Source organism: Mesorhizobium sp. CA6 (genome assembly GCF_020165035.1).
Classification (GTDB): domain Bacteria; phylum Pseudomonadota; class Alphaproteobacteria; order Rhizobiales; family Rhizobiaceae; genus Mesorhizobium.
This window is the reverse complement of sequence record NZ_JAIUHI010000005.1, coordinates 284407-305673: the sequence shown is the minus strand read 5'-3', so window position 1 is coordinate 305673 and position 21267 is coordinate 284407. Positions and strand designations below refer to the sequence as shown.

Genomic DNA, 21267 nt, shown 5'->3' with positions numbered 1-21267 from the left:
GTCACCGCTCGATATTCTGCACACTGGACGAAAGCAGTTTCAGATTGTTGGCCACTGTGGGATCGTTGGGCGCCAGCTCGTAGGCTTTCAAGAAATTGCTGCGCGCGTCCTGCAGCTTGCCGCGCAGCAAATAGGAATAGCCGACATTGTTGTAATATTCCGGCGTTGCGCCGAGCAGCCTGTAGGCCCGACCGTAGGCCAGGTCGGCAAGGTCGAAGCGCCTGATGCGGTCGCAGGACGCGGCAAGGCCCAGCCAGGCGACGCCGTCATTGGGCGCTAGCCGTGTGGCCTTGTAGAAAAGTGCGCCGGCATTGCCATAGTTTTCAGAACGGAACTGGGTCTTGGCTTCGGCGACCGCCTGGTCCGAGGCGTAATAGTCGACATCGCTGATGGTCTTCAGGCCTTTGAAGGCATCGCCAAAGGCGGTGAAGTCGCCTTGGGCGGGCTCATTGGTGCGCACGACGCCGCCAGTGTTCTCGTTCGTCTGGCAGCCCGCCAGGAAGATAAGCAGCAGACTGGTCGCTACTGCGAGGCGCTTTGGCGCTGTCATTTTGTGTCCCACGAGTCCCCGACTCTATTTTAGAACCTAATCATATGGCGGCTTAGAAGAAAATGCCTTTCATGCGGATGATTAGCGGCAGCATCACAACCATCATCACGACCGGGAAGATGCAAAGCCCAAGCGGGATCATCATTTTAACGGGCAAAGCATTTGCCTGCTCCTCGGCGCGCAGAATTCTCTGGCTACGCATTTCATCACTATAGATACGAAGCGCATCCGTCAGGCTGGTGCCGAGCTCTTCCGATTGCCTGAACAACACTGCCAGAGCCCTCGCCTCGTCAAGGCCAATGCGGTCGGCAAGCTCGCGCAGTGCCTCGCGCAGCGGTTTGCCGGCGCGCAGCTGCAAATTCATGATTGAGAGCTGGATGCCGAGCCATTTGTGGGTGCCGGCCAGTTCCCCACCAACGCGCTCCACTGCCGCCTCGAGGCTCATGCCGGCGTCGGCGCACGTGATCATCATGTCCATGAAATCGGGAAATCCGCGACGGTAGATTTGCTTTTGTTTGCTCTCGAAACGGTCAAGCGCGATGCTGGGTATAACGAGGCAGCCGAGGCCAACCAGTGCTGCGGCAGCAAATGCCACAAAACCGGGTAGCTGGGGCGGCAGCACCCGCGACAAGATTGCATAGATAACCAAGAAACCGACACAAACCGCAGCAAGACGCGCGAGCGTATAAATCAGCGGCGCGTTCGATTGGTGGAAGCCTGCTCGAAATAGCTTCGCTTCAAGCGCATTCGGCTCGCCACGTTCTTTTTCCAAAGCACGGAAATAAGCATCGACCGGTCTTTGGGCAGCAATCCGATTAAGTTCCTGCTGCGCGAAAAGCGAGCGCCGATTGGTTATCCCCTCTGCCAAGAGGGTTTCAGCCACCAATTTTTTGGTTTGGAAGGCGGGTCTCAAGACCAGGGCGACCAGCAAAAAGAATGCCGCCGCAGCGAGAAAAACAGCCAGGGACAGCAGTACGGCCGAGTTTGAAATACTGGTCAACAAGCCTTGTCCCGCCCCTAAAAATCGAAGTTGACCATGCGGTACATAATGAAGTCCCCCAGCAGCGCCCAAAGCCCGAAAACAACAAACACGGGTATGATAATCGGACTATCCCAGACGTCACCGTAAAAACTCGGGGCGGCAATCGTTAGCACAGCCAACATCAGAATCGGAAATAGTGAGATTATCCACGCGGACATGCGGCCCTCGGCTGAAAGCGCCCTTATCTTCTGCCGCAGCTTACGTCGTTCACGCAGCACCGCTGAGAGATTGGCCAGTATCTCCGTCAGGTTGCCACCGGTCTTCGACTGAATGGAAAGCGATACTGAAAGCAGATGCAAGCCCTCGAAGCCAACCCTTTCCGATAGCTTGCGCACTGCCTGTTCGAGGCTGAGACCGAAGCTGATCTCATCGGAGACAATGCCGAACTCGGTCCCCAGGGGATCGGGCATTTCGCGCGCGACCAAGCCGATCGCCACAGTGGTGGGGTGTCCAGCCCGCAACGACCTTACAATCATGTCGAGGGCGTCTGGCAATTGGATGGCGAACTTTTGAATTCGCTTGTTGCGGGCCCGGCGCAGCACGAGAAGCGGCAAGGCGAAGGCGACAAACAAAAAGACGATTACGACGATAATTGCCGAGGCGTGCAGCAGCAGAAGCAGCACCAGAGCCAGCACCAGGCCGGCTAGCAAGAACACCGCGGCGAATGCAATCGGGTTGCCGGTTATTCCTGACTGTGTATAGAGCCGGTTGAGGGCAATGGCGCCGAAAACGAAGTCGCCCGACGCTGTCAGGCCCCGCTCCTGCAGCAATCCCTGCAAGCTCTGTTCGGCCGGCGCCTCTTCTCCTAGTCGCTGCAGGCGCCGGTTGATAATTCCGGCCCGGGCACGGCGTCCGGCAAAGGACATGTAAAATGCTTCCGCGGCGAGGATTACGGAAGCCGCAGCCAGCACGTATATGAAATAGAGAAGAGTCTGGCCGGTCAACATCAGAGCGGAACCTGCGGATTGAAGGCATCCTTGGAGAAATGATGCCCAAGCGTCGCGACCTCCTGGGCAAAGCGCGGACGCACCCCGGTAGCGCGAAAGTCGCCTACGATCGTTCCGTCAGGGCCGACGTCCCGGCGAACGAAATGATAGATTTCCTGGAGCTGGACGATATTGCCTTCCATGCCGGTAAGCTCTGAAATGGAAACGACTCGCCTGCCGCCGTCGGAAAGACGCTGCGTCTGCACGATGATGTCGATGGCCGAGGCAATCTGTGACCGAATGGAATCATTGGTCATCGGCATGCCGGCCATGCCAACCATCTGCTCGAGCCGCGACACCGCATCGCGCGGCGTGTTGGCGTGAATAGTGGTCATCGAACCCTCATGGCCGGTGTTCATAGCCTGCAGCATGTCGAAGGCCTCCTCGCCGCGCACTTCGCCGACGATAATTCTGTCAGGCCGCATGCGCAGGGCGTTCTTCAGCAATTCACGCTGGCGGACCTCGCCCTTGCCCTCGACATTGGGAGGGCGGGTCTCCAGCCTGCCAACATGCGGCTGCTGCAGTTGCAGTTCCGCCGCGTCCTCGATGGTAACCAGACGCTCCCTGGCCGGGATATAGCTCGACAAGGCATTGAGCAGCGTCGTCTTGCCGCTGCCGGTGCCGCCCGAAACCAGGATCGACTTGCGCGCCTGCACGGCGATCCGCAGCAGATCTACCATCGGTGGGCGTATGGAATTGAAAGTAACCAAGCGTTCAAGCGAATAAGGGTGCTTCGAGAACTTGCGGATCGATACCAATGGGCCGTCGACCGAGATCGGCCGCACCGCGATGTTAACGCGCGAGCCGTCGTCAAGACGCGCATCGACCATCGGCGCCGATTCATCAACACGCCGGCCGATATTCGAGACGATTTTGTTGATAATGCGAAGGAGATGGGCCTCGTCGCGAAAACGGATCGAGGTTTCTTCGAGCACGCCGCGCCGTTCGATGAATACATGGTTGTGGGTGTTGATGAGGATATCTGCGATCGAATCATCCTTGAGCAGCGGTTCGATCGGCCCAAGTCCGAGCATCTCGTCGGCGGTGTCGCTGGTCAGCTGATCGAGCTCGCGAGCGTTCAAAGGCACGTTTCGGCCGCGCACGAACTCGCGCACGATCGGCCGGATCTCATCCAGGATCTCGTCCTTGGACGCAGTTTCGAGGGCTGCTAGATTAAATCGGTCAATAAGATGGCGATGCAATTCGACCTTGAGCGTCAGGAAATCATCGCCGTGCGGTTCAGCGTCCGCGACTGGCGCGGCAGCGGCCCCATTCGATGCCGCAGCCACAGGTGCCGGCTGCAGCGCCCGCTGCTCATTCGGTCCTTTGATGAAGCGCCCCAGCATACCGCATAGCCCCCCGTGATTTCCCCAGGATTGAAAACTAAGCGTTAACCACGAAGGGCACAAGCGGTCCGCAAGCCCTAAGGGATGTATACTTGCAACATAGTTAAAAAATAGAGGCTCGGGAAAATCGTTTTATTTTATCCTGCTCCAAATTCACAGACCAAGGTCCTACGACTTTCGTCGCCCTCATAGACCGACCAGTGTCTCTAAGCCCCTAGATATATTAAGTTATGTAGCAACCCTAATATGGTGACGGTGCGGCACGGCCGGGGTGAAATTGTGAACGAATGGTTAAGATCACTTGAAAAACAAGGCGAATCAAGCTGTTGTCGGAAATGAAAGAGCTTTTAACCGAGTATTGGAAGGTTAAGGGATTGTTAATCCGTTTGACACTGCTTTTTCGTGCGACCTAGGATTGATTTCGACGGGGGATGCTTGGGTATGGGGTACATTCCTTGGCTCTGTCTCGTCGGGTTCGAACCTCCAAAGGGAGAAATTGGCATGAAGAAGCTCATGACGATGACCCGGCAGTTCCGCGACGACGAAAACGGTGCTGCCATGGTCGAATACACGGTGCTGCTCGGCATCATCACGGTGGCGGTCATCGCTACCGTGGTGCTGGTTGGTACGTGGGTCGCCGGCAGGTGGACCGCGCTGAACGCGGCGCTTCCATGATTTGAAGAACTGAAATCGACCCAATCAAAGGTTTGGTTGGGTCCCCTCTGCCAAAGTCGGAGACGACTGCTTGGTGGGAGGGTGACGAGGCGACGTTGATCTTTGACTCGCCTCGTCCGGTTTCAAGCTCGAAAAGGGAAACCCATGAAAAAGCTCCATACCATATTCCGGCAGTTTCGCGACGATGAAAGCGGCGCTGCAATGGTTGAGTACACGGTCCTGCTCGGCATCATCACGGTGGCTGTGATCGCCACCGTAGTGCTGGTCGGAGCATGGGTCGGAACTCAATGGACGACGTTGAACGCGGCGCTGCCGTGATATTCTTGACGCTATCATCGACGCCGAGGACACCCTCGGCGTCGATGGACTTGGGGCAACGCAGCTAGCTGCGCAAACGCATTCGGGTGGGGCAAATCCATGCGCGCAAATACCTTAATCATGATCGTGCTTGCCAGCGTGTTCGGCATCTTGGCGGTGGTGCTTGCCAACATGTGGCTGGCAAATCAACGCAGCGCGATGGCTCAGGCAGGCGAGGTTCCGCGCGACACTATTGTCGTGGCCGCGACCACTCTAAAATTCGGCGACACACTGAGCGCCGACAAACTGCGCGAGATCGCGTGGCCCGCGGGTGCCGTTCCGGCCGGTGCATTCAAGACGACCAAAGAGCTTTTGGCCGGAGATGGAAGCAAACAGGCGCTGCAGGCGATCGGTGTCAATGAACCGGTGCTTGCCACCAAAATCACCGGCCCAGGCCAGCGCGCCACGCTTTCAGCTGTGCTCGCCGAAGGGATGAAAGCTGTTTCCATCCGCGTAAATGACGTGCTCGGCGTCGCCGGCTTCGTCTTCCCGGGCGATCGAGTCGACGTGCTGCTGACGCGCACGGCGCGCAGCGACGAAGGCGCCGACAAGAGTTTCGTCGACGTGCTGTTGCAGAGCGTCAAGGTACTTGCGGTCGACCAGGTGGCCGACGAAAGCAAGGACAGTCCCACCGTAGTGAAGGCAGTGACAGTCGAGGTCAGCACAAAGGACGCGCAGAAGCTGACGCTTGCCGCCGGCGCCGGCCAGCTGTCGCTGGCGCTCCGTCAGGCAGCAGCTAACAAGGAAGAAACCACCGAGCGGATCACGCTCACGGATCTGACCGGCGACACACCTGACAACCTCGCCAAGCGGCAGGCGGCACTTGAAAAGCAGGCCGCCGCGGATGCAGCGGCTGCGGAAGAGCGCAGGCGAGCCGACGCCAGAATCGATGGGCTGGCCAAGGCGGTCGACCAGTTGAGCAAGGTGAAGCCGGTTCCAGCTGTGGCCTCCGCGCCACAAGTACAGGAAGTCGTCAAGGAAGTGGTCAAATATGTGCAGCCGGAGCCGCCGGCTCGGGCGACAATAGGGGTGTTTCGAGGCGTCAAGCTCGAAACCTACGATGTGCCGCGACAGGACTAACGAGGCACAATAAGGTGGGGCTGCCATCGGCAGCAATTGGGGAGACGGGGATGCAAGGGTTTTGGGTAAAGATAGCGGCAGCCGCGCTATCCGTGGTGACGTTGTCGACGATCTCAAGCCATTCCGCCAGGGCGGCTGACCGCTTCATCGACGTTTCGAGCCCTTCGCTGCACCGCGTGTTTGTGCCCGTTTCGCAATCCGTCACGATCCAGGTCAATTCCACGCTCGGCGACATCGTCGTTGGGGACGAGAAGATCGCCGACGCGCAACCGATGACCGACAAGACGCTCTATGTCATCGGCAAGAGCGTCGGCACCACCACCGTCAACTTGTTCTCGGATGACAAACGCTCGCTTGGCGCTATCCAGGTCGAGGTTGGCCAGGACGTCAGCGACATGGCGGCAGCCATTCGCCAGGTGGCGCCGAAGGCACGCATCGAGATCGGCTCCATCAATGGGAAGATCAGGCTTTCGGGCCATGTCAAGGACGGCGCGACATTGGCATCGATCGTGGAAGTTACTCAGCAATACGGTCCCGATTCCATCATAAACGCAGTCACCATCGATGACAGCCAGCAAGTCAACCTTTCAGTCCGCATCCTGGAAGCCAAGCGTAACGCAGGCCGCGACCTCGGCGTGTCATGGAGGGGCGCAAGCCGCAACGGCAAAACCATTTTCGGGACTGGCGACGCCACGGTTGACAAAGACGGAACGGTGCTTGGAACAGGCGATCTGATCAGTGGCCTTCTGTCTGGCGCAAGCCCGTTTGGGGCGCTGATCACCCGCGTCATCGACAGCAACATCAAAGTAGACCTGCTCATCCAGGCGCTCGAGACGAAAGGAGTCGTGCGGTTGCTGGCGGAACCGAACCTGACTACGCTCTCAGGAGAGACAGCCAGTTTCAATGCCGGTGGCGAGGTGCCTATTCGTCAAGTCGTCAATAACGATCAGGTCACGATCGTTTTCAAACAGTTCGGCGTCAATTTGAACTTCACACCTGTCGTGCTCGACAACGACAAGATCCATATCAAGCTGGCGCCGGAAGTCAGCGATTTGACCGGTTTCACTACGGCTGGCGACCCAATTTTCACCAACCGCAAGCTCGAAACAGTGGTGGAGTTGCGTGACGGTCAGAGCTTCGCGGTCGGCGGGCTTCTGTCCAGCAAGAACACCAGGCTGCAGGATCAGGTGCCATGGCTCGGACAGGTGCCGATCGTCGGCGCGCTGTTTCACAATTCGAGCACGCAGAAGGAAGAGACCGAGCTGGTCGTCATCGTCACGCCGCATCTCGTGCGGCCGGTGAAGCCGGGCGAGCAACTGGCGACGCCATTCGACAAGACGAAGCCCGCAAACGACCCGGAACTTTTCCTGCTCGGCCAGCTCGAAGTCAGCAAGGACATGATCAGGAAGTATGAGCATGGCGAAGGCGTCACCGGCCCCTATGGCCACATGCTGGATGTGAAATCGAAGGACAAGCTGGTCTATGTCAAGAAATAAGCTCCTGCTCGTCCTTCTCGGCTCCAGCCTGCTTGCGGGCTGCGCCGCCGATTATCTGCACAATTACGACACGATGACCTTGGCGTCGGGTGACGCGCAGAAAGCAAACGAGCTTCTGCAGACGGTAGATCCGTACAACCCGGCATCGAACAACACAAAAATTGAAGGCGACGGCGCGCGTGCCGTCGCGGTCGTCCAGAAATACAAAGTTCCGCCCCCGCCTGCGCCTGCCACGAATATGACAGTCAATGTCGGTTCCTCAGGTGTGAGCGAGCCAGCCACGGCAAGTCAATAGAAATTGCATGATGCGACAGCGCCAGGCGAGGAGGGCCTGCGCAAGAGGGAAGAGAGTAAGGTCATGTTGGGGACCATACGCAGATTCTGGCGCGATCAGAGGGGCGTTGCGCTCATTCTGGTAAGCGTCATGTTGCCGGCGATCATCGGCTTCTCGCTGCTGTCGATCGACATGAGCCGGGTCAACAACATGCACAACGACCTGCAGAAGGCGGCAGATGCCTTTGCGCTTGCAGGCGCGGCCGAGTTGGACGGCAGTACCGGCGCCTGGGCACGGGCCGAGCGCGCCATGGCGACACTGGTTCGTAATGAGAGTTATTTCTCGACGGTCGGAACGAATGGCAGGTTCACCGTCACCGCCGGGCAGCCGGGAGGCGCACTGCGGTGCAACAGTGCGGGGAACATTTCCTGGTGTTTCCTGAAGACCATTCCCGCCGACACTGCAGCGATCACCACAGCCAACTACGCCAACACCGACCCTGCGGTGGGACAACTGGAGACCCGCTTTGTCCAGGTGACGGTCGCGCCAACCGGCTTTGCCGCCATCTTTCCGGCATCATTCCTGACCGGCAATACGGCAAGCAACAGCTTCAATGTCGGCGCCTCAGCTGTCGCAGGCTTCAGGACGTCGGTGTGCGACTATACGCCGGTCTTCATCTGCAATCCCTATGAGGGATCTCCAGGCGGAGTGTCGCTGGAGCAGGCAGCCACAACGCGGGAATACCGTCGTCGCCAGATCACCCTGCGCAATGATGGTTCCTACCAGCCGGGCAATTTTGCGTTCCTTGCTTCCCCAGACGGCAACGGCGCGCAAGCGCTGGAATTGGCACTTGCCCGGGTGAAACCGTCAGGCTGCTATGCCCAAGATGGCGTCAATACCGAACCCGGACAGAATGCCGGCCCGGTGCAGGATGGGCTAAATGCACGTTTCGGCATCAGCAAAAACTACGTCGGCACGGCAAATGGCCCGGCAGCCAACGTCCGGATGGGCCTCAAAAGCTTCAATTGCAACAACAGCACTACATTCGAAACCGACCCCACCAAGGGCATCGGCCTTGAGGAGGATTCCTGCATATCTGCAGGCAACTGCACCATGATGGGCGGCCGCATGGGAGCGGGTGACTGGAACTTCGCCAGGTACTGGGCAGCCAACCATCCTGGGCGGGCTGTTCCGTCTGCGTTATCAGGCACGGGTGTCAATCTGCCGACACGTTACGAGGTTTATCGCTACGAAATCGATCCGGACGGCAACCCTGCAACCAACGACAGCATTGTCGGCGATGCTTCGGTCGGCGGCGAGACCGGCACTCCATCTTGCGGCCAGACGCCCGTCACGACCGTGGACCGACGCATCCTCTACGGCGCGATCATCGATTGCAATGCGATTGGCGGCTTCAACGGTCGCGCCGACGACGTGCCCGTCCATGCCTTCGGCAGCTTTTTCATCACCGAGCCGATCAAGGACGGCAAGAACATCAATGTCGAGCTCGTGGACATCACGGGCAAAGGCGGCCGTGGAACCCTCGACAATTTCCTGCGCGACGAAGCGCAGCTTTATCGGTGACGACAATGGTTCGGCTGATCGCCCGTCATCTCAGGAGATTTCGACGCGACCAGCGAGGGGCGGTGCTCGTCGAAATGACCTTGGTCGCGCCGTTGATGCTGATCCTGTCGGCTGGCGTGTTCGAGTTCGGCAATCTGATCCACGACAAATTGCTGATGGAAGCCGGTCTTGACGACGGCGCGCGTTTTGCCGCGCGCTGCAACAGCCAACTCTACACCGACGCCGGGCTGACGGCGATCAACTGCGCCAATATCGCGGCTAACATCGCCGTGTTCGGCAACCCGGCCGGAACGGGCAGCGCGCGCGTTGCCGGCTGGTCGACGGCGAATGTGACGGTGACCATCGGCACAAACTGCCAGGACGTGGTCGTCGCGGGCGTGACCCTATATCGCTCGGTGACCCCGCAAGTCTGCATTGTCAGGGCCGCCGGCACCTATCCCTATAGCGGCGTCGGGATGCTGTCGCTCATCGGCGTTGCCCCAATCACCCTGAGCGGTCTTCACGAGGAGCGGTTGATCCGGTTCTGATGATGATCAGGCGTTTCGCAAAATCCGAGGACGGCGCGGCGATGGTCGAGATGACCATTGTATCGACGCTGCTTTTCGCGCTGACGCTCGGCTTCGTCGATTTCGGCTATGCCTTCTACCAGTGGAACGCGGCAACCAAGGCCGTGCAGATCGGCGCGCGCCTGGCCTCGATCTCCGATCCTGTCGCGACAAACCTCACCACCGCCGGTCCGACGACGACGCCCGGCGCACCCGTTGTCGCGGGCGCCTACGGTCCGTTCGCCTGCAGCTATACCGGCACCACCGGCGCCTGCACCAACAGCGGCGTATTCAACGCCACCAATTTCAGCCGAATCTTTCGCGGCGACACCGCCGTCACCGACGATGACGCCTGCCCGGCTCTCACAGGGACCCAGAGGCCCGGCATGTGCCATTTCTTCCCTGGCCTTCGCCGGGACAATGTAGTCATCACCTATACCGCCACCGGCCTGGGCTTTCAGACCCGATTGGGCGGCCCGGTGCCAACCATCACCGTCAGCCTTCAGAACCGCACCTTCCAATTCTTCTTCCTGGGCGGACTGATGGGGTTCGCCAACATCAACATGCCCTCCATGCTCAGCACCGTCACGGGCGAAGATCTGAAAACGAGTGCGCCATCATGAACGCCATCGACACGAGAGTCCTCCCGACCAAACGCAAGCAGGTGGCGCTGTTTTCGGGCGATGCGAATTTCAAACGCGACGTCACCACGCGGCTCGACGCGCTGGCGATCTATGACGTCAAGGTCTCGGATGCGGAGGAGTTCCTCAAAGGGCCGCCTGTCGACAGCCGGCCCGGCATCATCATCCTCGATCTCGCCAATGGCGAGCTGCTCGGCAATCCGGCAATCGTCGAGGCGCGCGCGGCCTGGGCGTCGGTGCCGCTGATCGCGATCTCCGACGAGCTCACCTCCGAGCAGACGCGCGTTCTGGTGCGCATGAACGCGTCCGACTGGCTGCACAAGCCGCTCGACGCCAAGGAGCTGCTCAACGCCGTCACCTTCCACGACACCGGCAGCCAAGGCACCAAGAGCCGCATCGTCACCTTCATTGCCGCCAGCGGCGGCGCCGGCGCCACCACGCTGGCGATCTCGGCGGCCGAGTATCTGGCCTCGAAATCGGCCGAGCGAGCGGCCTCGACCTGCCTCGTCGATCTCGATTTCCAGAGCGCCAATTGCGGCGCCTATCTCAACCAGTTCAACCAGTTCGACCTCTCCGGCATCATCGGCCAGCCGGACCGGCTCGACGTCGAGCTGATGGACGTCATCAAATTGTCGCGGCCCTCCGGCCTGACCCTCTATTCCTTCGAGCGGCCGCAACTGCCGTTCGAGCCGCGCGGTTCCGACTTCGTCTTCCGGCTGCTCGACCTCGTCGCCTACCGCTTCGACGACATCGTCATTGACCTGCCCAACATCGAGACGCCGTGGCACGATTCGGTGCTGCGCACGAGCGACGAAATCTTCATCGTCTTCGAGCTCAACGTCGCTTCGCTGAGGCAAGGCAAGCGGCTCTACAAGAAGATCCGCGAATTGCGCGGCAACAAGGTCAGCATCACGCTGGTGGCCAACAAGCACAAGCGCAAATGGTTCGGCAACCACTTCTCGCGCAGCGAGCTGGAGAAGATCTTCAAGGCGCCGCACATCAAGTCGCTGGCGCTGGACAACGCGCTTCTGGCCGACGCGCTGAACCGCGCCATCTTGCCTTCCGAGGTCGACGGACGCGCGCGCTTCAACAAGGACTTGAAACGCATGTTCAAGGAGCGGCTGGACAATGCCCAGCGCTAGCCTTCGCATTGCCGGGCGTCTTGCCGCGGCCGGCCTGATCGGCATCGCGCTGGCGTCGGCCTGCGACGTAGCGATGGCCGGATCAGGACTGCCGCCGCTGCCGGCCATGGGCCCCAGCCTGCGCAAGGCGGTCGCCTTCGAGACCCGTGAGCAGCCCGGCACGATCGTCATCCGCAAAAACGAGAAGGCGCTCTATCTGGTGACCGCAGCGGGGCATGCGCTGCGCTACCAGATCAGCGTCGGCCGCGACGGCTTCGGCTGGACCGGAACTGTCAAAATCGCTTCCAAGACCGAATGGCCGGAATGGCGCCCGCCCAGGGAAATGCGCGCGCGCCGGCCGGAACTGCCGGCGATGGTGCCGGCCGGTCCCTACAATCCGCTCGGCGCCAGGGCGCTTTATCTGTCGCGCGACGGGCGCGACACGCTCTATCGCATCCATGGCACCAACGATCCCAAGGGCGTCGGTTTCGACGGCACGTCCGGATGCTTCCGGCTGACGAACACCGATGTGATCGATCTTTTCAAACGCGTCGCGGTGGGCGCAAAGGTGGTGGTTGAATGACGATGATCAGCGAGCCGGACGTCCCGGCAATCGAACTCGGTCACAGGGAAGCCGCTCCGGGAAAGCCCAGCCGGGCCAGGCTGATCGGCGTCGTGGCGGTGGGTGCGTTGCTCGTCACCGTCGTCAACGTGACGGCCGCGGTCTATCTCTATCGCGGCGTCAACGACCTCAAGACGATGGAGGCGCGGCTGGAACAGCTCGGCCAGTTCGAGCAGCGGATCGGCGCGCGCATCGACACCGTTAACAACGGTTTCCAGAGCCGGTTCGAGACGCTGGACCATCAGTTGCAGGCGAATTTCGGCCGGATCAACGGCAATATCGCCAAGCTTGAGCAAGGCCAGCCCGTCGCCGCCAGCGAGCCGGCGCCCGGCGCGGCCGAGCCGGCCCTGCTCGACAACACCACGGTGGCGGATGCGTCCGCGGCCGACGGAGACGCTGGCGCCGGAGACGGACAGCCCGCGTTCAAGCGCAAGGTCGCGCCTCCGGGGCCCAACCCGTCCTACCAGCGCATCCAGCAGCCCGACGGCAAGGTCTATTACAAGAAGATCAACTGAGCAGGCGGTCTTCGCCTAGACCGGCAGATTACAGATCGCGCTGCAGCGCAAGCATGCGGACAGCGCGGGCTTCGGCACGCAGCTTTGCCTCGCGCAAGAAGGCGACATGGCAGTAGGCGCATGCCGCGAGACCGAGGCACAGCACCAGGCAGTTCTGCAAGCTTAGGTCGACCATCACCGAGAACTGAAGGCCATGGGGCGTGACGAAGGCGGCGATCGTGCTCGCCGTTTCCGCGTGGCTGCTCAGCGCCATCATGGACCCGGCGAAAATGATTGCAGCATGATTGGCGATGAAGAAACCGCCGGACCATTTTGAGCAGCTTGCCATCCAGCAGGCGCCCGCCGCGAAGACAATGATGGCCGCATCGAGCGCCATCGATCCGCCGAGATAGACGTGCACCTGCTGCCAGAACATGGTCGAGAACGGCCGCAGCTCGAGCCAGGCGTGCCACGCAGCGGGGCTCGCCGGATAGAAGCCGAGAAGCAGCGCCGCCGCTCGCTCCGCCGCCAGCAGAATGAGCACCAGGGCCGGAAAGGCAAAAAGCAGTATCGGCTTGCGCATCATGTCATCCCCTCGACATCCGATGGCCGATTCTAGGCCGCATTGGTTGCGCGAGACTTAACGCAACGCCTTGCTTTTCAAGGAATGTCGCTCACATCTAATGTATGGTCCGGTTCAGCGGTCGGGGGGGCGCCATGTCGACAGGAGCTAACGGGTCGGGCTCGGGCCGCACCGCCGGCTATCGGCACGATCCCGCGAGGGTCCACGCGTGAACCAGGTGAGCCCGTCCGGCCGCCCGCTGCTAGCGTCCGCGCTCGGCGGCCTCGGTTTGCTCGCAGGCATGGTGCTGATCGTCGAGGGCGGCCGCCTGCTGCCGCCCGCTTCGATCGCACCGGCTCAGGACGCCGGCGACCTGAAGCCGGCCTTCCATGGCCCGATCCATGACGCGCGGCCAGGCCGGCCGGCGCGCAAGATCGCCGAGGACCTCATTGCGCCGCCGCCGCTCGACCCATCCGGGATCGAGCGCATCGAACCGCGTCCTCCGCTTAGCGAGCTCGGACTTGCGCAGCGGCCGCAGACGCCGATGCCGCAGGATTGGCGCGAGACGCTGCTTTTCCGTCCCGTCGCGACCTCCTCGGCGGTCGTCGAAGCCATGGGACGCACCGTCGCCATCAGCGGGACGGTCGACATAGGCCCCGACAGGACCTGCATGTTCGACGACACCGCCTGGCCTTGTGGCCAGCGGGCGCGGGCCGCCTTCAACGCCTGGCTGCGCGGGCGGGCGCTGAAATGCTTCCTGTCGCCGGACGTCGACCGTTTCGCCATCGCCGCGCCCTGCGCGCTCGGCACGCAGGATGTCGGCGCCTGGTTGGTTTCCAACGGCTGGGCGATGGCCGCTCGCAACGGCATTTACGGCAAGGCGGAGGTGGTGGCGAGAACCGCCCGGATGGGCATTTTCGGCCCACCGCAATAGTGCTGCCGCGGGAAAGCCGGTGGCCGCTCCCCTCGCGCACTTGCGTGAAAGCAGAATGGTCAGGGCGGTTCAGCACTTCTAAAACCTGGACTGGGCCGACGACCTGGCAGGTCGTTAGCCGCCGACCGCGGCCGCCGGTGTGCCGGATCCGGCGCTTGCCATGGAGAACATGCCGACTTGCATCAAATTGTACGTTTCCCTGACACCGAAATCGTAACGGACCTCCTGTATGCCATGCGTCGAACAGGAGATTGGCCCTTGACTGCGAAAACACCGACCGCGCCGGTTCAAACGTGGAAGCACCTCATCTTGCTGGCCGCGCTTGGCACCGCCGTCTGCGTCGGGCTTTCGCTCGGGTTGAACTACCTGCTGCTTTTCAGCGACAGCCTCACGCCATTCGGCCGCGGGGCAGTTACGGCAATCATCGTGCCGATCGTCATCGGTCTGCCGTTGTTTGCCTTGCTCGGCTGGCAACAGGTGGAGATCCGCCGCTACCGGCAGGAACTCACCAGATCCGGCACCTACGACCAGCTGACCGGCTGCCTGAACGGCAAGGTGTTCACCTCGATGGTCGACCGGAGGGCGCAGAGACCGGCCGGTCCGCGCTCCGGCGCCTTTCTGGTCATCCATCCGGAACATCTGGCATCGATCAACCTGCGTTTCGGTCTCGAATGGGGCGACGAGGCCTTGCGGCTGATCGCATCGGCCATCCGATCCGCGGTGCGCAAGGACGATCTGATCGGCCGGATCGGAACCTCGATGTTCGGCGTCTTCCTGCCGGGCGCGAGCGAAGAGGACGCCAAGGACATCGGCGAGCGCATTCGCGGCACGGTCGGCGAGATCTACTTCGCGCCGAAAGGCGACAAGGACGTGCTTGCGATCAAAGTCGGCGGCGTCATTTTCGAGCGGGAGCTGGATTTCGAGGACATGTTCCGCTTCGCGGAGGAAGGCATGGCCGAGATCCCGGACGAAGCCGGCCTGCGGCTGTCGCATGTCACCAACTGAGCCGGCGTGATCGCCCGACACGCCCACCAGATGTTTCGGAAAGCCGGTGCTGCGTGAGGATTGAACTTCCGCTAATTCAATAAAAACAATAGTTTACACTATGTTTTCTAGCATTGTGACGACCGACAAGGTGACCCTGCTGGACAATTGTCTTGCGGGCAAACCCCAGCAAATCACCCCTCGACCTTGCTTGGATTTGCGCTAGCATGACCGCGAATTAGCTGTTCCTGAAGAAATCGAATTTCGCTGAAGGGGGCGAAAATTCATGGAGATGCAGCAGGTCCGCTATTTCTTGGCCCTGTCCAACACGTTGAACTTCACCAGAGCGGCCGAGGAATGCAACGTCACTCAGCCGGCGCTTACGCGCGCGATCAAGACGCTTGAAGAAGAACTAGGTGGCGAGCTCCTCCGGCGAGAGCGTCAGCACTCGCACCTGACGGAACTTGGACGGCGGATGCTGCCCTTGCTGCAACAATGCTATGACGCGGCCACTTCCGCCAAGTCATTGGCCAAGGCTGTGCAAAGCAGTGACGTTGCGCCGCTCAATGTGACCATTTCGAACAGCATCAACATTGCGCTGCTGGTTTCGCCGTTCACCGAGCTCTTTCGGGCCTATCCCGGTGTGCATCTCAAAATCCACCGTGGCTCGCCGGCGGCTGTGATCGAGGCGCTAAAGGGCGGTGAAGTAGAGCTGGCGATTGCGGGCCCCCTTGGACAGGCTTGGGACCGCCTGGACGTGTGGCCTCTGTTCCAGGAAGGGATCGAACTCGCGGTAAATTCAGATCACCCGCTCGCCCGGCGAAATGAGGCTGATGTCGCGCTGGCTCAGCTCGCCGCCGAACCTGTGCTCAGCCGGATCGATTGGGAGACGAGCGAGGAACTAGCGCGTTGTCTTTCCGCTAAAGGGTATACTCCCCGGACCGCGCATGAAGTCGAGACCGATCAGGATCTCCTTGCGCTGCTTGAGGCCAATGCCGGAGTTGGCTTTGTCTCGCTTACGGCACCGCGATCCTCGAACATCCGCCGGCTCAAACTTCGCGATCTGGACGTCTCGCGGATCGTTTCAGTTTATGCGGTCGCCGGCAGGCAGCGCGCGCCTGTCGCGACGACGCTGCTCAATCTCTTGAGAGCGGCCGACTGGTCATCCTTCGGCGTCAGCGAGCCCGCGTGAGCGCCGCGATCAGGTCGTCGATGTCCATGCGACGGCGGTAGTCCGGATCGACAAAGCGATCGGTAATGATCCCGTCGGTTCCGACGACGAATGTGGCCGGGATCGGCAGGAACCAGCTGGAATTGCCCTGGTAGCTTGGGAGGTCATAGGCAACGCCCATCAACCGCTCCATCTCGGTTCCGATCCATATTGCCAGGTTAAGAGACAGGGCGTAGCCATTGTCCATATCGGTCAGGAAGGGGAAGCTTGCGCCAACCGCGGCCTTCATGGCCCTGGCGAATTTGCCTCGCTCGGGCATGATCGCCACGATTTGCCCGGCCAATGCCGCGATCTCCTGCTGCGCTTCGACGATGCCGATCGCGTTCAAACGGCAGTAAGGGCACCAATGCCCGCGCTGGAAGGTGATCACAGCGGGCCCTTGGAGCAGGATGTCGGCCAGGCCAACCAGCCTGCCTTCGTCGTCAGGCAGCAGGAATGGCGGCATGACATCGCCGGGCTTTGGCGCCGCCGCTCCGGCACCCTGCTTCTCCAGGCGTTCCACCAGCCGATCTACAGCGTCCGCGAACTCCGAGTTTAGGCGGCGGACCGCCGCGGCAACCACCGCCAGCCGTTCATTGAGAGGCGCATCAAGCTCGATGGCTGCCTGCACGGACTGCTCGAATGTCATTGCCTGGTCGTCGGCGGCCATGTCTGCACTTTCATACCTCGCACACAGCCTATCACCGTAACCCCTCGGCAGTTGCCATGTTTTTCCTGCATGGATTTGATGCCCCACCTGCATCGACACATGCCAGATCTGTGTCTTCTTCGCTGACCCGAGGCGACGCGTTACATCATGTTCCTGATATCCGCCGTGAAGGTCGGGAAAGCGCAGACCATCTCAGACAGCTCTCGTGCCGTGATGCCGTGCTTCATCGCGAGCGCAAATGTGTGGATCAGCTCTTCGCCGGCATGGCCGACCAGGTGAGCCCCAAGGATCCTGTCTGTCGTTTCCTCGACGATGATCTTCGACCACGCTACCGGCTCGGCGTAAGTCCTGGCCGAAAGCCAGCCTTGCATGTCGTTCGAGCGGACTTTGATGATGAAGCCGCGTTCCCTCGCCTTGGCCTCGGTCAAACCGACGGTTGCCACGGCCGGAATGCTGTAGAGCGAGGCAGGTATGTGACTGTAGTCGGGCCGATGTTTCGGGCCGTCGACGATATTGCGGCCGACGATGCCGCCCTCGTAGGTCGCTATCGGCGAAAGCTGCGGAGAATTCCAGACCGCGTCCCCGCAGACATAGACGTCCGGATTGGAACGGGACCTCAGATGATCGTCGATCTCGATGCGGCCTTCGCGATGCACGATGACGCCGGCGCCGAGATCGAGGCCCTCGACATTGGCAACGCGCCCGGCGCAATTGACGGCCCGATCTGCGTCCACCCGGTATTCGGCGCCATCCTTCGCGAAGCTCACCCGCATTCGCCCGTCGACCTCCTCGATCTTCTTGACCCAGGCCTTGGTATGAATGCTGATACCCAGGCGCTCGCTCTCGCCAAGGAGCTGAGCAACGGCATCCACGTCGAAGCTTCCCAGAAGCTGCGGCAGCGCCTCGAGGATGGTGACTTCGACGCCGGCGCGCGCATAGACGTGACCCAGCTCGAAAGCGATAACGCCACCGCCAATGAACACCACGGCGCGAGGCAGCGCCGGATCGCTCAGCACATCGTCCGATGTCGTCAGGAATTCCGAGCCGGGAATCGGCATTGGGCGCGGCTTCGAGCCGGTGGCGATGACGATGTTCCTGGCCTCGAATTCTCGACCGCCGACGCGGATGGCGTTGCTGGCGACAAATGCGGCCTCGCCGTAGATGACGTCGACGCCTCGCTTGGCCATCAAACCGGACAGTCGGGACGGGATGTCTCTGATGATGTCCTTTTCCCGCTCGATCAAGCCTCGCCAATCGAGCCGCGGCGGTTCGATCCTTATTGCATGATCTCTGGCCCTTGCGATCTCGTCGAGCGCGTGGGCTGCCGCGACCAGCACCTTCTTCGGCGTGCAGCCGCGATTGGGACAGGTGCCGCCAAGATCGCGAGCCTCTATCATGGCGACGGAAAGTCCGGCGGCGCGCGTCGCAACCGTCACGCCCATTCCGGCATTGCCGCCGCCCAGGATCACGACGTCATACTTTTCCATCGCCATCGCCTCCGCCGCTCTAATGAAGCTTGATGCGCGGTCTGGCGCGCCTGACGATCATCTCGCCGATCGAAGCCAGCGTTGTCTGCGCCAGGCCGTGCACCGCCGTGAGATGCAGCTTGTGCAGCGCGCGATAGACGAGCCTTGCAACGAGACCTTCGATCTTCAGTCCCCCGATCAGGCTGCCGAACGCACCGTGGTCGGCGAGTGAGACGAGGGAGCCATAGTCGCGGTAGCGATATGCCGGCGGGGCCCGCCCCGCGAGACGCGCCGCAATCACCTTGGCCATGTGGTGAGCCTGCTGATGGGCTGTCTGGGCGCGCGGCGGCAAGGCGTTTTCTTCGCCCGGGAGAACGCAGTTCGCGCAGTCGCCAATCGCGAACACATTCTCGTCTGCGACCGTGCGCAAGGTTTCATCGACGATCAGGCGGTTGATGCGATCGGTTTCGAGACCTTCGAGACCCTTCAGGAAATCCGGCGCCTTGATACCGGCCGCCCAGACGACCAGTTCGGCAGGCACAAAGAGCTTGTCGCCGAGCCGTATACCGTCTTCGGTCACTTCAGTGACCTTGATCCCGCAGCGTATCTGCACGCCCAACTTGATCAGCAAGCGTGCCGTGGCGCGCGCCATCTGCTCAGGCAGCGCAGGCAGGATCCTCGGTCCGGCTTCGACGATGGTGATGCGGATCAGCCTTTCGAAATCGATGTTGTCGAGATTATGCGACGCAATCTCGCGCATCGACTTGTGAAGTTCCGCTGCCAGCTCGACGCCGGTGGCGCCGGCGCCGACAATGACGCAATGGAGCTGACCGGGTGAAAGCTGCTCATACTGCGCATTGGCGCGCAGGCAGGCGTCGATCATGCGCTTGTTGAAGCGGGCGGCCTGTTCCGCGGTGTCGAGCGAAATGGCATGGCGCGCGGCGCCTGGTGTGCCGAAGTCATTGGTCACGCTGCCGACGGCCATGACCAGCGTGTCGTAGCCCAGAACGCGCGGCGGGATGACCTGGCGACCGTCATCGTCGAAGCTGGGCGCAACGAAAACCTGGCGTTTGGCACGATCGATGCCGACGACCTCGCCAATGCGGTATCGGTAGCCGTGGCGGCTGGCATGGGCGATGTATTCGACCGCATCGTGTGATGCGCTCAAGGCGCCGGATGCCACCTCATGCAACAGCGGCTTCCAGATATGGGTGCGGTTTCGGTCGACAAGCGTGACGGAAAGCCGCCGGTTGCCGAACTTGCGGCCGAGGCGCGTCGCCAGTTCCAGGCCGCCCGCGCCACCGCCTACAATGATCACGCGGTGCAATGACTTGTCCGCGTGCGAGGGAGTCTCCGGGATCGTGCGGAACAGCGCAGCATTGTTGGCGAGCACGGCTTCCGGGATCAACCGCATGCCGGGGGTGACAATCTGCATCGGTGGTCTCCGTATCTTGCTCGGCGCGGCACATCACTCTTGGGATTCGTGGATCACGATGCCTTGCAGCATGTCGACCTCGCATTCCCAGGGCTTGTCAGCGAGGACGCGCTGCCCATGCTCGTATCCTGCCTGCCAGCGCGTGCGTATGCCCGAGCGGGTGAAGTCGATGTCCTTGGTGTGGTCCTCGCCGTCCAGTCGCGGCGAAAGCAGGCGAACGAGATGCATGACCGACGGGCAGCCATAGGAGGCGAGCTCCTTGAACATCGGATCCTCGCGACGCTCCTCCGGCACGAGCCTTCCCAGTTCGCGCACGACATGCCGCAACCGATGCAGTTGCTCCTGCCGTGCAACGTGGCTCCGGCCGCGGCTGGCGTATTGAAGGTCCTTCTGTCGCCCCATGACCTGCCAGATCGATTTCGGCTCGTTGGCGCGGGGCTGCCACATGTTGACGGCAAAGATCAGCGCGTCGCGCCGAGGGCGCTCGTCCAGCACGACCTCGATGGGCGTGTTCGAATAGATGCCGCCGTCCCAATAGGGCTCGCCGTCGATGCAGACTGCCGGAAACGCCGGCGGCAAGGCACCCGACGCCATGACATGCGCCGCCGACAGGATCATCTCGCGCGTGTCGAAATATTTGAGCTCGCTGGTGTTGACGTTGACCGCGCCGACCGTCAGCCGCGTGTGGCGCCCGTTGAGATAGTCGAAGTCGATCAGATTGCTCAGCGTCCTCTTGAGCGGATCCGTGGTGTAATAGGATGCGTTCTCGACACCGACCTCGCGGTTGACTCCGAACATGGCGCTTGGGTTCGGCTCGAAGAAACCCGGGATGCCGCGCATCACCGTGCCCATATTGGCAAAGATGTTGCTTGGAACCATCATCCGGAAAAACTCGTCGAACGGACTGCTGCGGCTGACGCCGTCCCAGAATTCCTGGAGCCTGGCGAGACGCACGCGGGGCTCGTTTCCAGCAATCAGCGCGGCGTTGATGGCGCCGATGGACGTGCCGATGACCCAGTCCGGTTCGATGCCACCCTCGACCAGCGCCTGGTAGACGCCGGCCTGGTAGGCGCCGAGCGCGCCTCCGCCTTGAAGGACAAGAACGGTCTGACGCTTGACTTCGCCCTGGTGGCCGATCGCCGGTCCTGCTTGCGGGGCGGACAGGTTTTGCGTGATCTTGTTCATCGCCTTCG

At 61.3% G+C, this 21267-nt stretch carries 23 protein-coding genes; 14 read left to right on the top strand and 9 right to left on the bottom strand.

Annotated features, from left to right (window positions below; all coding sequences use genetic code 11):
• Position 1: 1 nt before the first annotated feature.
• The 4 genes from LB526_RS10180 to LB526_RS10165 are packed head-to-tail and all read right to left on the bottom strand — an operon-like array spanning position 2 to position 3924.
• Positions 2-550, bottom strand: coding sequence for a tetratricopeptide repeat protein (locus LB526_RS10180; protein ID WP_224627488.1), 549 nt, complete (start codon positions 548-550; stop codon positions 2-4).
• Between the two features lie 52 nt (positions 551-602).
• Positions 603-1550 carry a type II secretion system F family protein gene (locus LB526_RS10175; protein WP_411967377.1) on the bottom strand — a complete coding sequence of 316 codons (948 nt, stop codon included), beginning with the start codon at positions 1548-1550 and terminating at the stop codon, positions 603-605.
• 17 nt (positions 1551-1567) lie between these two features.
• A complete protein-coding gene (locus LB526_RS10170) occupies positions 1568-2539 on the bottom strand; it encodes a type II secretion system F family protein (RefSeq protein ID WP_224627484.1) in 972 nt (323 codons plus the stop codon).
• The gene (locus LB526_RS10165; RefSeq protein WP_224627483.1) at positions 2539-3924 is read right to left on the bottom strand and encodes a CpaF family protein; all 1386 of its coding nucleotides are present in this window, start codon (positions 3922-3924) and stop codon (positions 2539-2541) included. Before LB526_RS10165 ends, LB526_RS10170 begins: the two co-directional genes overlap by 1 nt.
• A 501-nt stretch (positions 3925-4425) precedes the next feature.
• Between LB526_RS10165 and LB526_RS10160 the strand changes: the two genes are divergently transcribed.
• The 11 genes from LB526_RS10160 (at position 4426) to LB526_RS10110 (ending at position 12834) form a co-directional block, all read left to right on the top strand.
• On the top strand, positions 4426-4599 hold the full coding sequence (locus LB526_RS10160; RefSeq protein ID WP_224627482.1) for a Flp family type IVb pilin: 174 nt from the start codon (positions 4426-4428) through the stop codon (positions 4597-4599).
• 144 nt (positions 4600-4743) lie between these two features.
• The gene (locus LB526_RS10155; protein WP_224627481.1) at positions 4744-4917 is read left to right on the top strand and encodes a Flp family type IVb pilin; all 174 of its coding nucleotides are present in this window, start codon (positions 4744-4746) and stop codon (positions 4915-4917) included.
• A 99-nt stretch (positions 4918-5016) separates the two neighbouring features.
• Positions 5017-6036: a Flp pilus assembly protein CpaB gene (gene cpaB / locus LB526_RS10150; RefSeq protein ID WP_224627480.1), complete on the top strand. Its 1020-nt coding sequence runs from the start codon at positions 5017-5019 to the stop codon at positions 6034-6036.
• A gap of 50 nt (positions 6037-6086) precedes the next feature.
• Positions 6087-7532 (top strand): type II and III secretion system protein family protein, encoded by a 1446-nt coding sequence (locus LB526_RS10145; protein WP_224627479.1) that lies wholly within the window; start codon positions 6087-6089, stop codon positions 7530-7532.
• Positions 7519-7827 carry a hypothetical protein gene (locus LB526_RS10140; RefSeq protein WP_224627478.1) on the top strand — a complete coding sequence of 103 codons (309 nt, stop codon included), beginning with the start codon at positions 7519-7521 and terminating at the stop codon, positions 7825-7827. The genes LB526_RS10145 and LB526_RS10140 overlap by 14 nt, the downstream gene beginning before the upstream one ends.
• Positions 7828-7890: 63 nt before the next feature.
• Complete coding sequence (locus LB526_RS10135) at positions 7891-9390, top strand: TadE/TadG family type IV pilus assembly protein (protein ID WP_224627477.1); 1500 nt, start codon at positions 7891-7893, stop codon at positions 9388-9390.
• Positions 9391-9395: 5 nt separating this feature from the next.
• Complete coding sequence (locus tag LB526_RS10130; RefSeq protein ID WP_224627476.1) at positions 9396-9917, top strand: TadE/TadG family type IV pilus assembly protein; 522 nt, start codon at positions 9396-9398, stop codon at positions 9915-9917.
• On the top strand, positions 9917-10558 hold the full coding sequence (locus LB526_RS10125; protein WP_224627475.1) for a TadE/TadG family type IV pilus assembly protein: 642 nt from the start codon (positions 9917-9919) through the stop codon (positions 10556-10558). The genes LB526_RS10130 and LB526_RS10125 overlap by 1 nt, the downstream gene beginning before the upstream one ends.
• The gene (locus LB526_RS10120; RefSeq protein WP_224627474.1) at positions 10555-11718 is read left to right on the top strand and encodes a CpaE family protein; all 1164 of its coding nucleotides are present in this window, start codon (positions 10555-10557) and stop codon (positions 11716-11718) included. The genes LB526_RS10125 and LB526_RS10120 overlap by 4 nt, the downstream gene beginning before the upstream one ends.
• Positions 11705-12280, top strand: coding sequence for a L,D-transpeptidase (locus LB526_RS10115; protein WP_224549189.1), 576 nt, complete (start codon positions 11705-11707; stop codon positions 12278-12280). Before LB526_RS10120 ends, LB526_RS10115 begins: the two co-directional genes overlap by 14 nt.
• The gene (locus LB526_RS10110; RefSeq protein WP_140636269.1) at positions 12277-12834 is read left to right on the top strand and encodes a hypothetical protein; all 558 of its coding nucleotides are present in this window, start codon (positions 12277-12279) and stop codon (positions 12832-12834) included. Before LB526_RS10115 ends, LB526_RS10110 begins: the two co-directional genes overlap by 4 nt.
• Before the next feature lie 28 nt (positions 12835-12862).
• On the opposite strand, the gene LB526_RS10105 is transcribed toward LB526_RS10110, so the two are convergent.
• The gene (locus tag LB526_RS10105; protein ID WP_224523822.1) at positions 12863-13399 is read right to left on the bottom strand and encodes a hypothetical protein; all 537 of its coding nucleotides are present in this window, start codon (positions 13397-13399) and stop codon (positions 12863-12865) included.
• A gap of 205 nt (positions 13400-13604) precedes the next feature.
• On the opposite strand from LB526_RS10105, the gene LB526_RS10100 reads away from it, so the two are divergent.
• The 3 genes from LB526_RS10100 (at position 13605) to LB526_RS10090 (ending at position 16485) form a co-directional block, all read left to right on the top strand.
• Positions 13605-14309: a thermonuclease family protein gene (locus LB526_RS10100; protein ID WP_224523820.1), complete on the top strand. Its 705-nt coding sequence runs from the start codon at positions 13605-13607 to the stop codon at positions 14307-14309.
• A gap of 258 nt (positions 14310-14567) precedes the next feature.
• Positions 14568-15314, top strand: a complete 747-nt coding sequence (locus LB526_RS10095) for a GGDEF domain-containing protein (RefSeq protein ID WP_224523818.1) — start codon at positions 14568-14570, stop codon at positions 15312-15314.
• Between the two features lie 265 nt (positions 15315-15579).
• Positions 15580-16485 (top strand): LysR family transcriptional regulator, encoded by a 906-nt coding sequence (locus LB526_RS10090; protein WP_140847209.1) that lies wholly within the window; start codon positions 15580-15582, stop codon positions 16483-16485.
• Here the strand turns inward: LB526_RS10090 and LB526_RS10085 are convergent.
• The 4 genes from LB526_RS10085 to LB526_RS10070 all read right to left on the bottom strand — a co-directional run bounded on the left by LB526_RS10085 (position 16469) and on the right by LB526_RS10070 (position 21259).
• Entirely contained in the window at positions 16469-17173 is a 705-nt protein-coding gene (locus tag LB526_RS10085) for a peroxiredoxin-like family protein (protein ID WP_224523816.1), read from the bottom strand. The two genes, LB526_RS10090 and LB526_RS10085, sit on opposite strands and share 17 nt — an antisense overlap.
• Before the next feature lie 140 nt (positions 17174-17313).
• Positions 17314-18660: a dihydrolipoyl dehydrogenase family protein gene (locus LB526_RS10080; protein ID WP_224627472.1), complete on the bottom strand. Its 1347-nt coding sequence runs from the start codon at positions 18658-18660 to the stop codon at positions 17314-17316.
• A 19-nt stretch (positions 18661-18679) separates the two neighbouring features.
• The gene (locus LB526_RS10075; RefSeq protein WP_224523812.1) at positions 18680-20074 is read right to left on the bottom strand and encodes an NAD(P)/FAD-dependent oxidoreductase; all 1395 of its coding nucleotides are present in this window, start codon (positions 20072-20074) and stop codon (positions 18680-18682) included.
• Positions 20075-20107: 33 nt separating this feature from the next.
• Positions 20108-21259: a patatin-like phospholipase family protein gene (locus tag LB526_RS10070; RefSeq protein WP_224523810.1), complete on the bottom strand. Its 1152-nt coding sequence runs from the start codon at positions 21257-21259 to the stop codon at positions 20108-20110.
• Between the last annotated feature and the right edge of the window lie 8 nt (positions 21260-21267).

What these genes read in the sequence shown, in the direction of transcription:
- LB526_RS10080 (WP_224627472.1), bottom strand. Translation starts at nt 18,660, where the DNA reads ATGGAAAAGTATGACGTCGTGATCCTGGGCGGCGGCAATGCCGGAATG.
- LB526_RS10145 (WP_224627479.1), top strand. Translation starts at nt 6,087, where the DNA reads ATGCAAGGGTTTTGGGTAAAGATAGCGGCAGCCGCGCTATCCGTGGTG.
- LB526_RS10120 (WP_224627474.1), top strand. Translation starts at nt 10,555, where the DNA reads ATGAACGCCATCGACACGAGAGTCCTCCCGACCAAACGCAAGCAGGTG.
- LB526_RS10130 (WP_224627476.1), top strand. Translation starts at nt 9,396, where the DNA reads ATGGTTCGGCTGATCGCCCGTCATCTCAGGAGATTTCGACGCGACCAG.
- LB526_RS10125 (WP_224627475.1), top strand. Translation starts at nt 9,917, where the DNA reads ATGATGATCAGGCGTTTCGCAAAATCCGAGGACGGCGCGGCGATGGTC.
- LB526_RS10140 (WP_224627478.1), top strand. Translation starts at nt 7,519, where the DNA reads ATGTCAAGAAATAAGCTCCTGCTCGTCCTTCTCGGCTCCAGCCTGCTT.
- LB526_RS10115 (WP_224549189.1), top strand. Translation starts at nt 11,705, where the DNA reads ATGCCCAGCGCTAGCCTTCGCATTGCCGGGCGTCTTGCCGCGGCCGGC.
- LB526_RS10085 (WP_224523816.1), bottom strand. Translation starts at nt 17,173, where the DNA reads ATGGCCGCCGACGACCAGGCAATGACATTCGAGCAGTCCGTGCAGGCA.
- cpaB (WP_224627480.1), top strand. Translation starts at nt 5,017, where the DNA reads ATGCGCGCAAATACCTTAATCATGATCGTGCTTGCCAGCGTGTTCGGC.
- LB526_RS10105 (WP_224523822.1), bottom strand. Translation starts at nt 13,399, where the DNA reads ATGATGCGCAAGCCGATACTGCTTTTTGCCTTTCCGGCCCTGGTGCTC.
- LB526_RS10090 (WP_140847209.1), top strand. Translation starts at nt 15,580, where the DNA reads ATGGAGATGCAGCAGGTCCGCTATTTCTTGGCCCTGTCCAACACGTTG.
- LB526_RS10155 (WP_224627481.1), top strand. Translation starts at nt 4,744, where the DNA reads ATGAAAAAGCTCCATACCATATTCCGGCAGTTTCGCGACGATGAAAGC.
- LB526_RS10070 (WP_224523810.1), bottom strand. Translation starts at nt 21,259, where the DNA reads ATGAACAAGATCACGCAAAACCTGTCCGCCCCGCAAGCAGGACCGGCG.
- LB526_RS10110 (WP_140636269.1), top strand. Translation starts at nt 12,277, where the DNA reads ATGACGATGATCAGCGAGCCGGACGTCCCGGCAATCGAACTCGGTCAC.
- LB526_RS10075 (WP_224523812.1), bottom strand. Translation starts at nt 20,074, where the DNA reads ATGCAGATTGTCACCCCCGGCATGCGGTTGATCCCGGAAGCCGTGCTC.
- LB526_RS10135 (WP_224627477.1), top strand. Translation starts at nt 7,891, where the DNA reads ATGTTGGGGACCATACGCAGATTCTGGCGCGATCAGAGGGGCGTTGCG.
- LB526_RS10170 (WP_224627484.1), bottom strand. Translation starts at nt 2,539, where the DNA reads ATGTTGACCGGCCAGACTCTTCTCTATTTCATATACGTGCTGGCTGCG.
- LB526_RS10165 (WP_224627483.1), bottom strand. Translation starts at nt 3,924, where the DNA reads ATGCTGGGGCGCTTCATCAAAGGACCGAATGAGCAGCGGGCGCTGCAG.
- LB526_RS10180 (WP_224627488.1), bottom strand. Translation starts at nt 550, where the DNA reads ATGACAGCGCCAAAGCGCCTCGCAGTAGCGACCAGTCTGCTGCTTATC.
- LB526_RS10160 (WP_224627482.1), top strand. Translation starts at nt 4,426, where the DNA reads ATGAAGAAGCTCATGACGATGACCCGGCAGTTCCGCGACGACGAAAAC.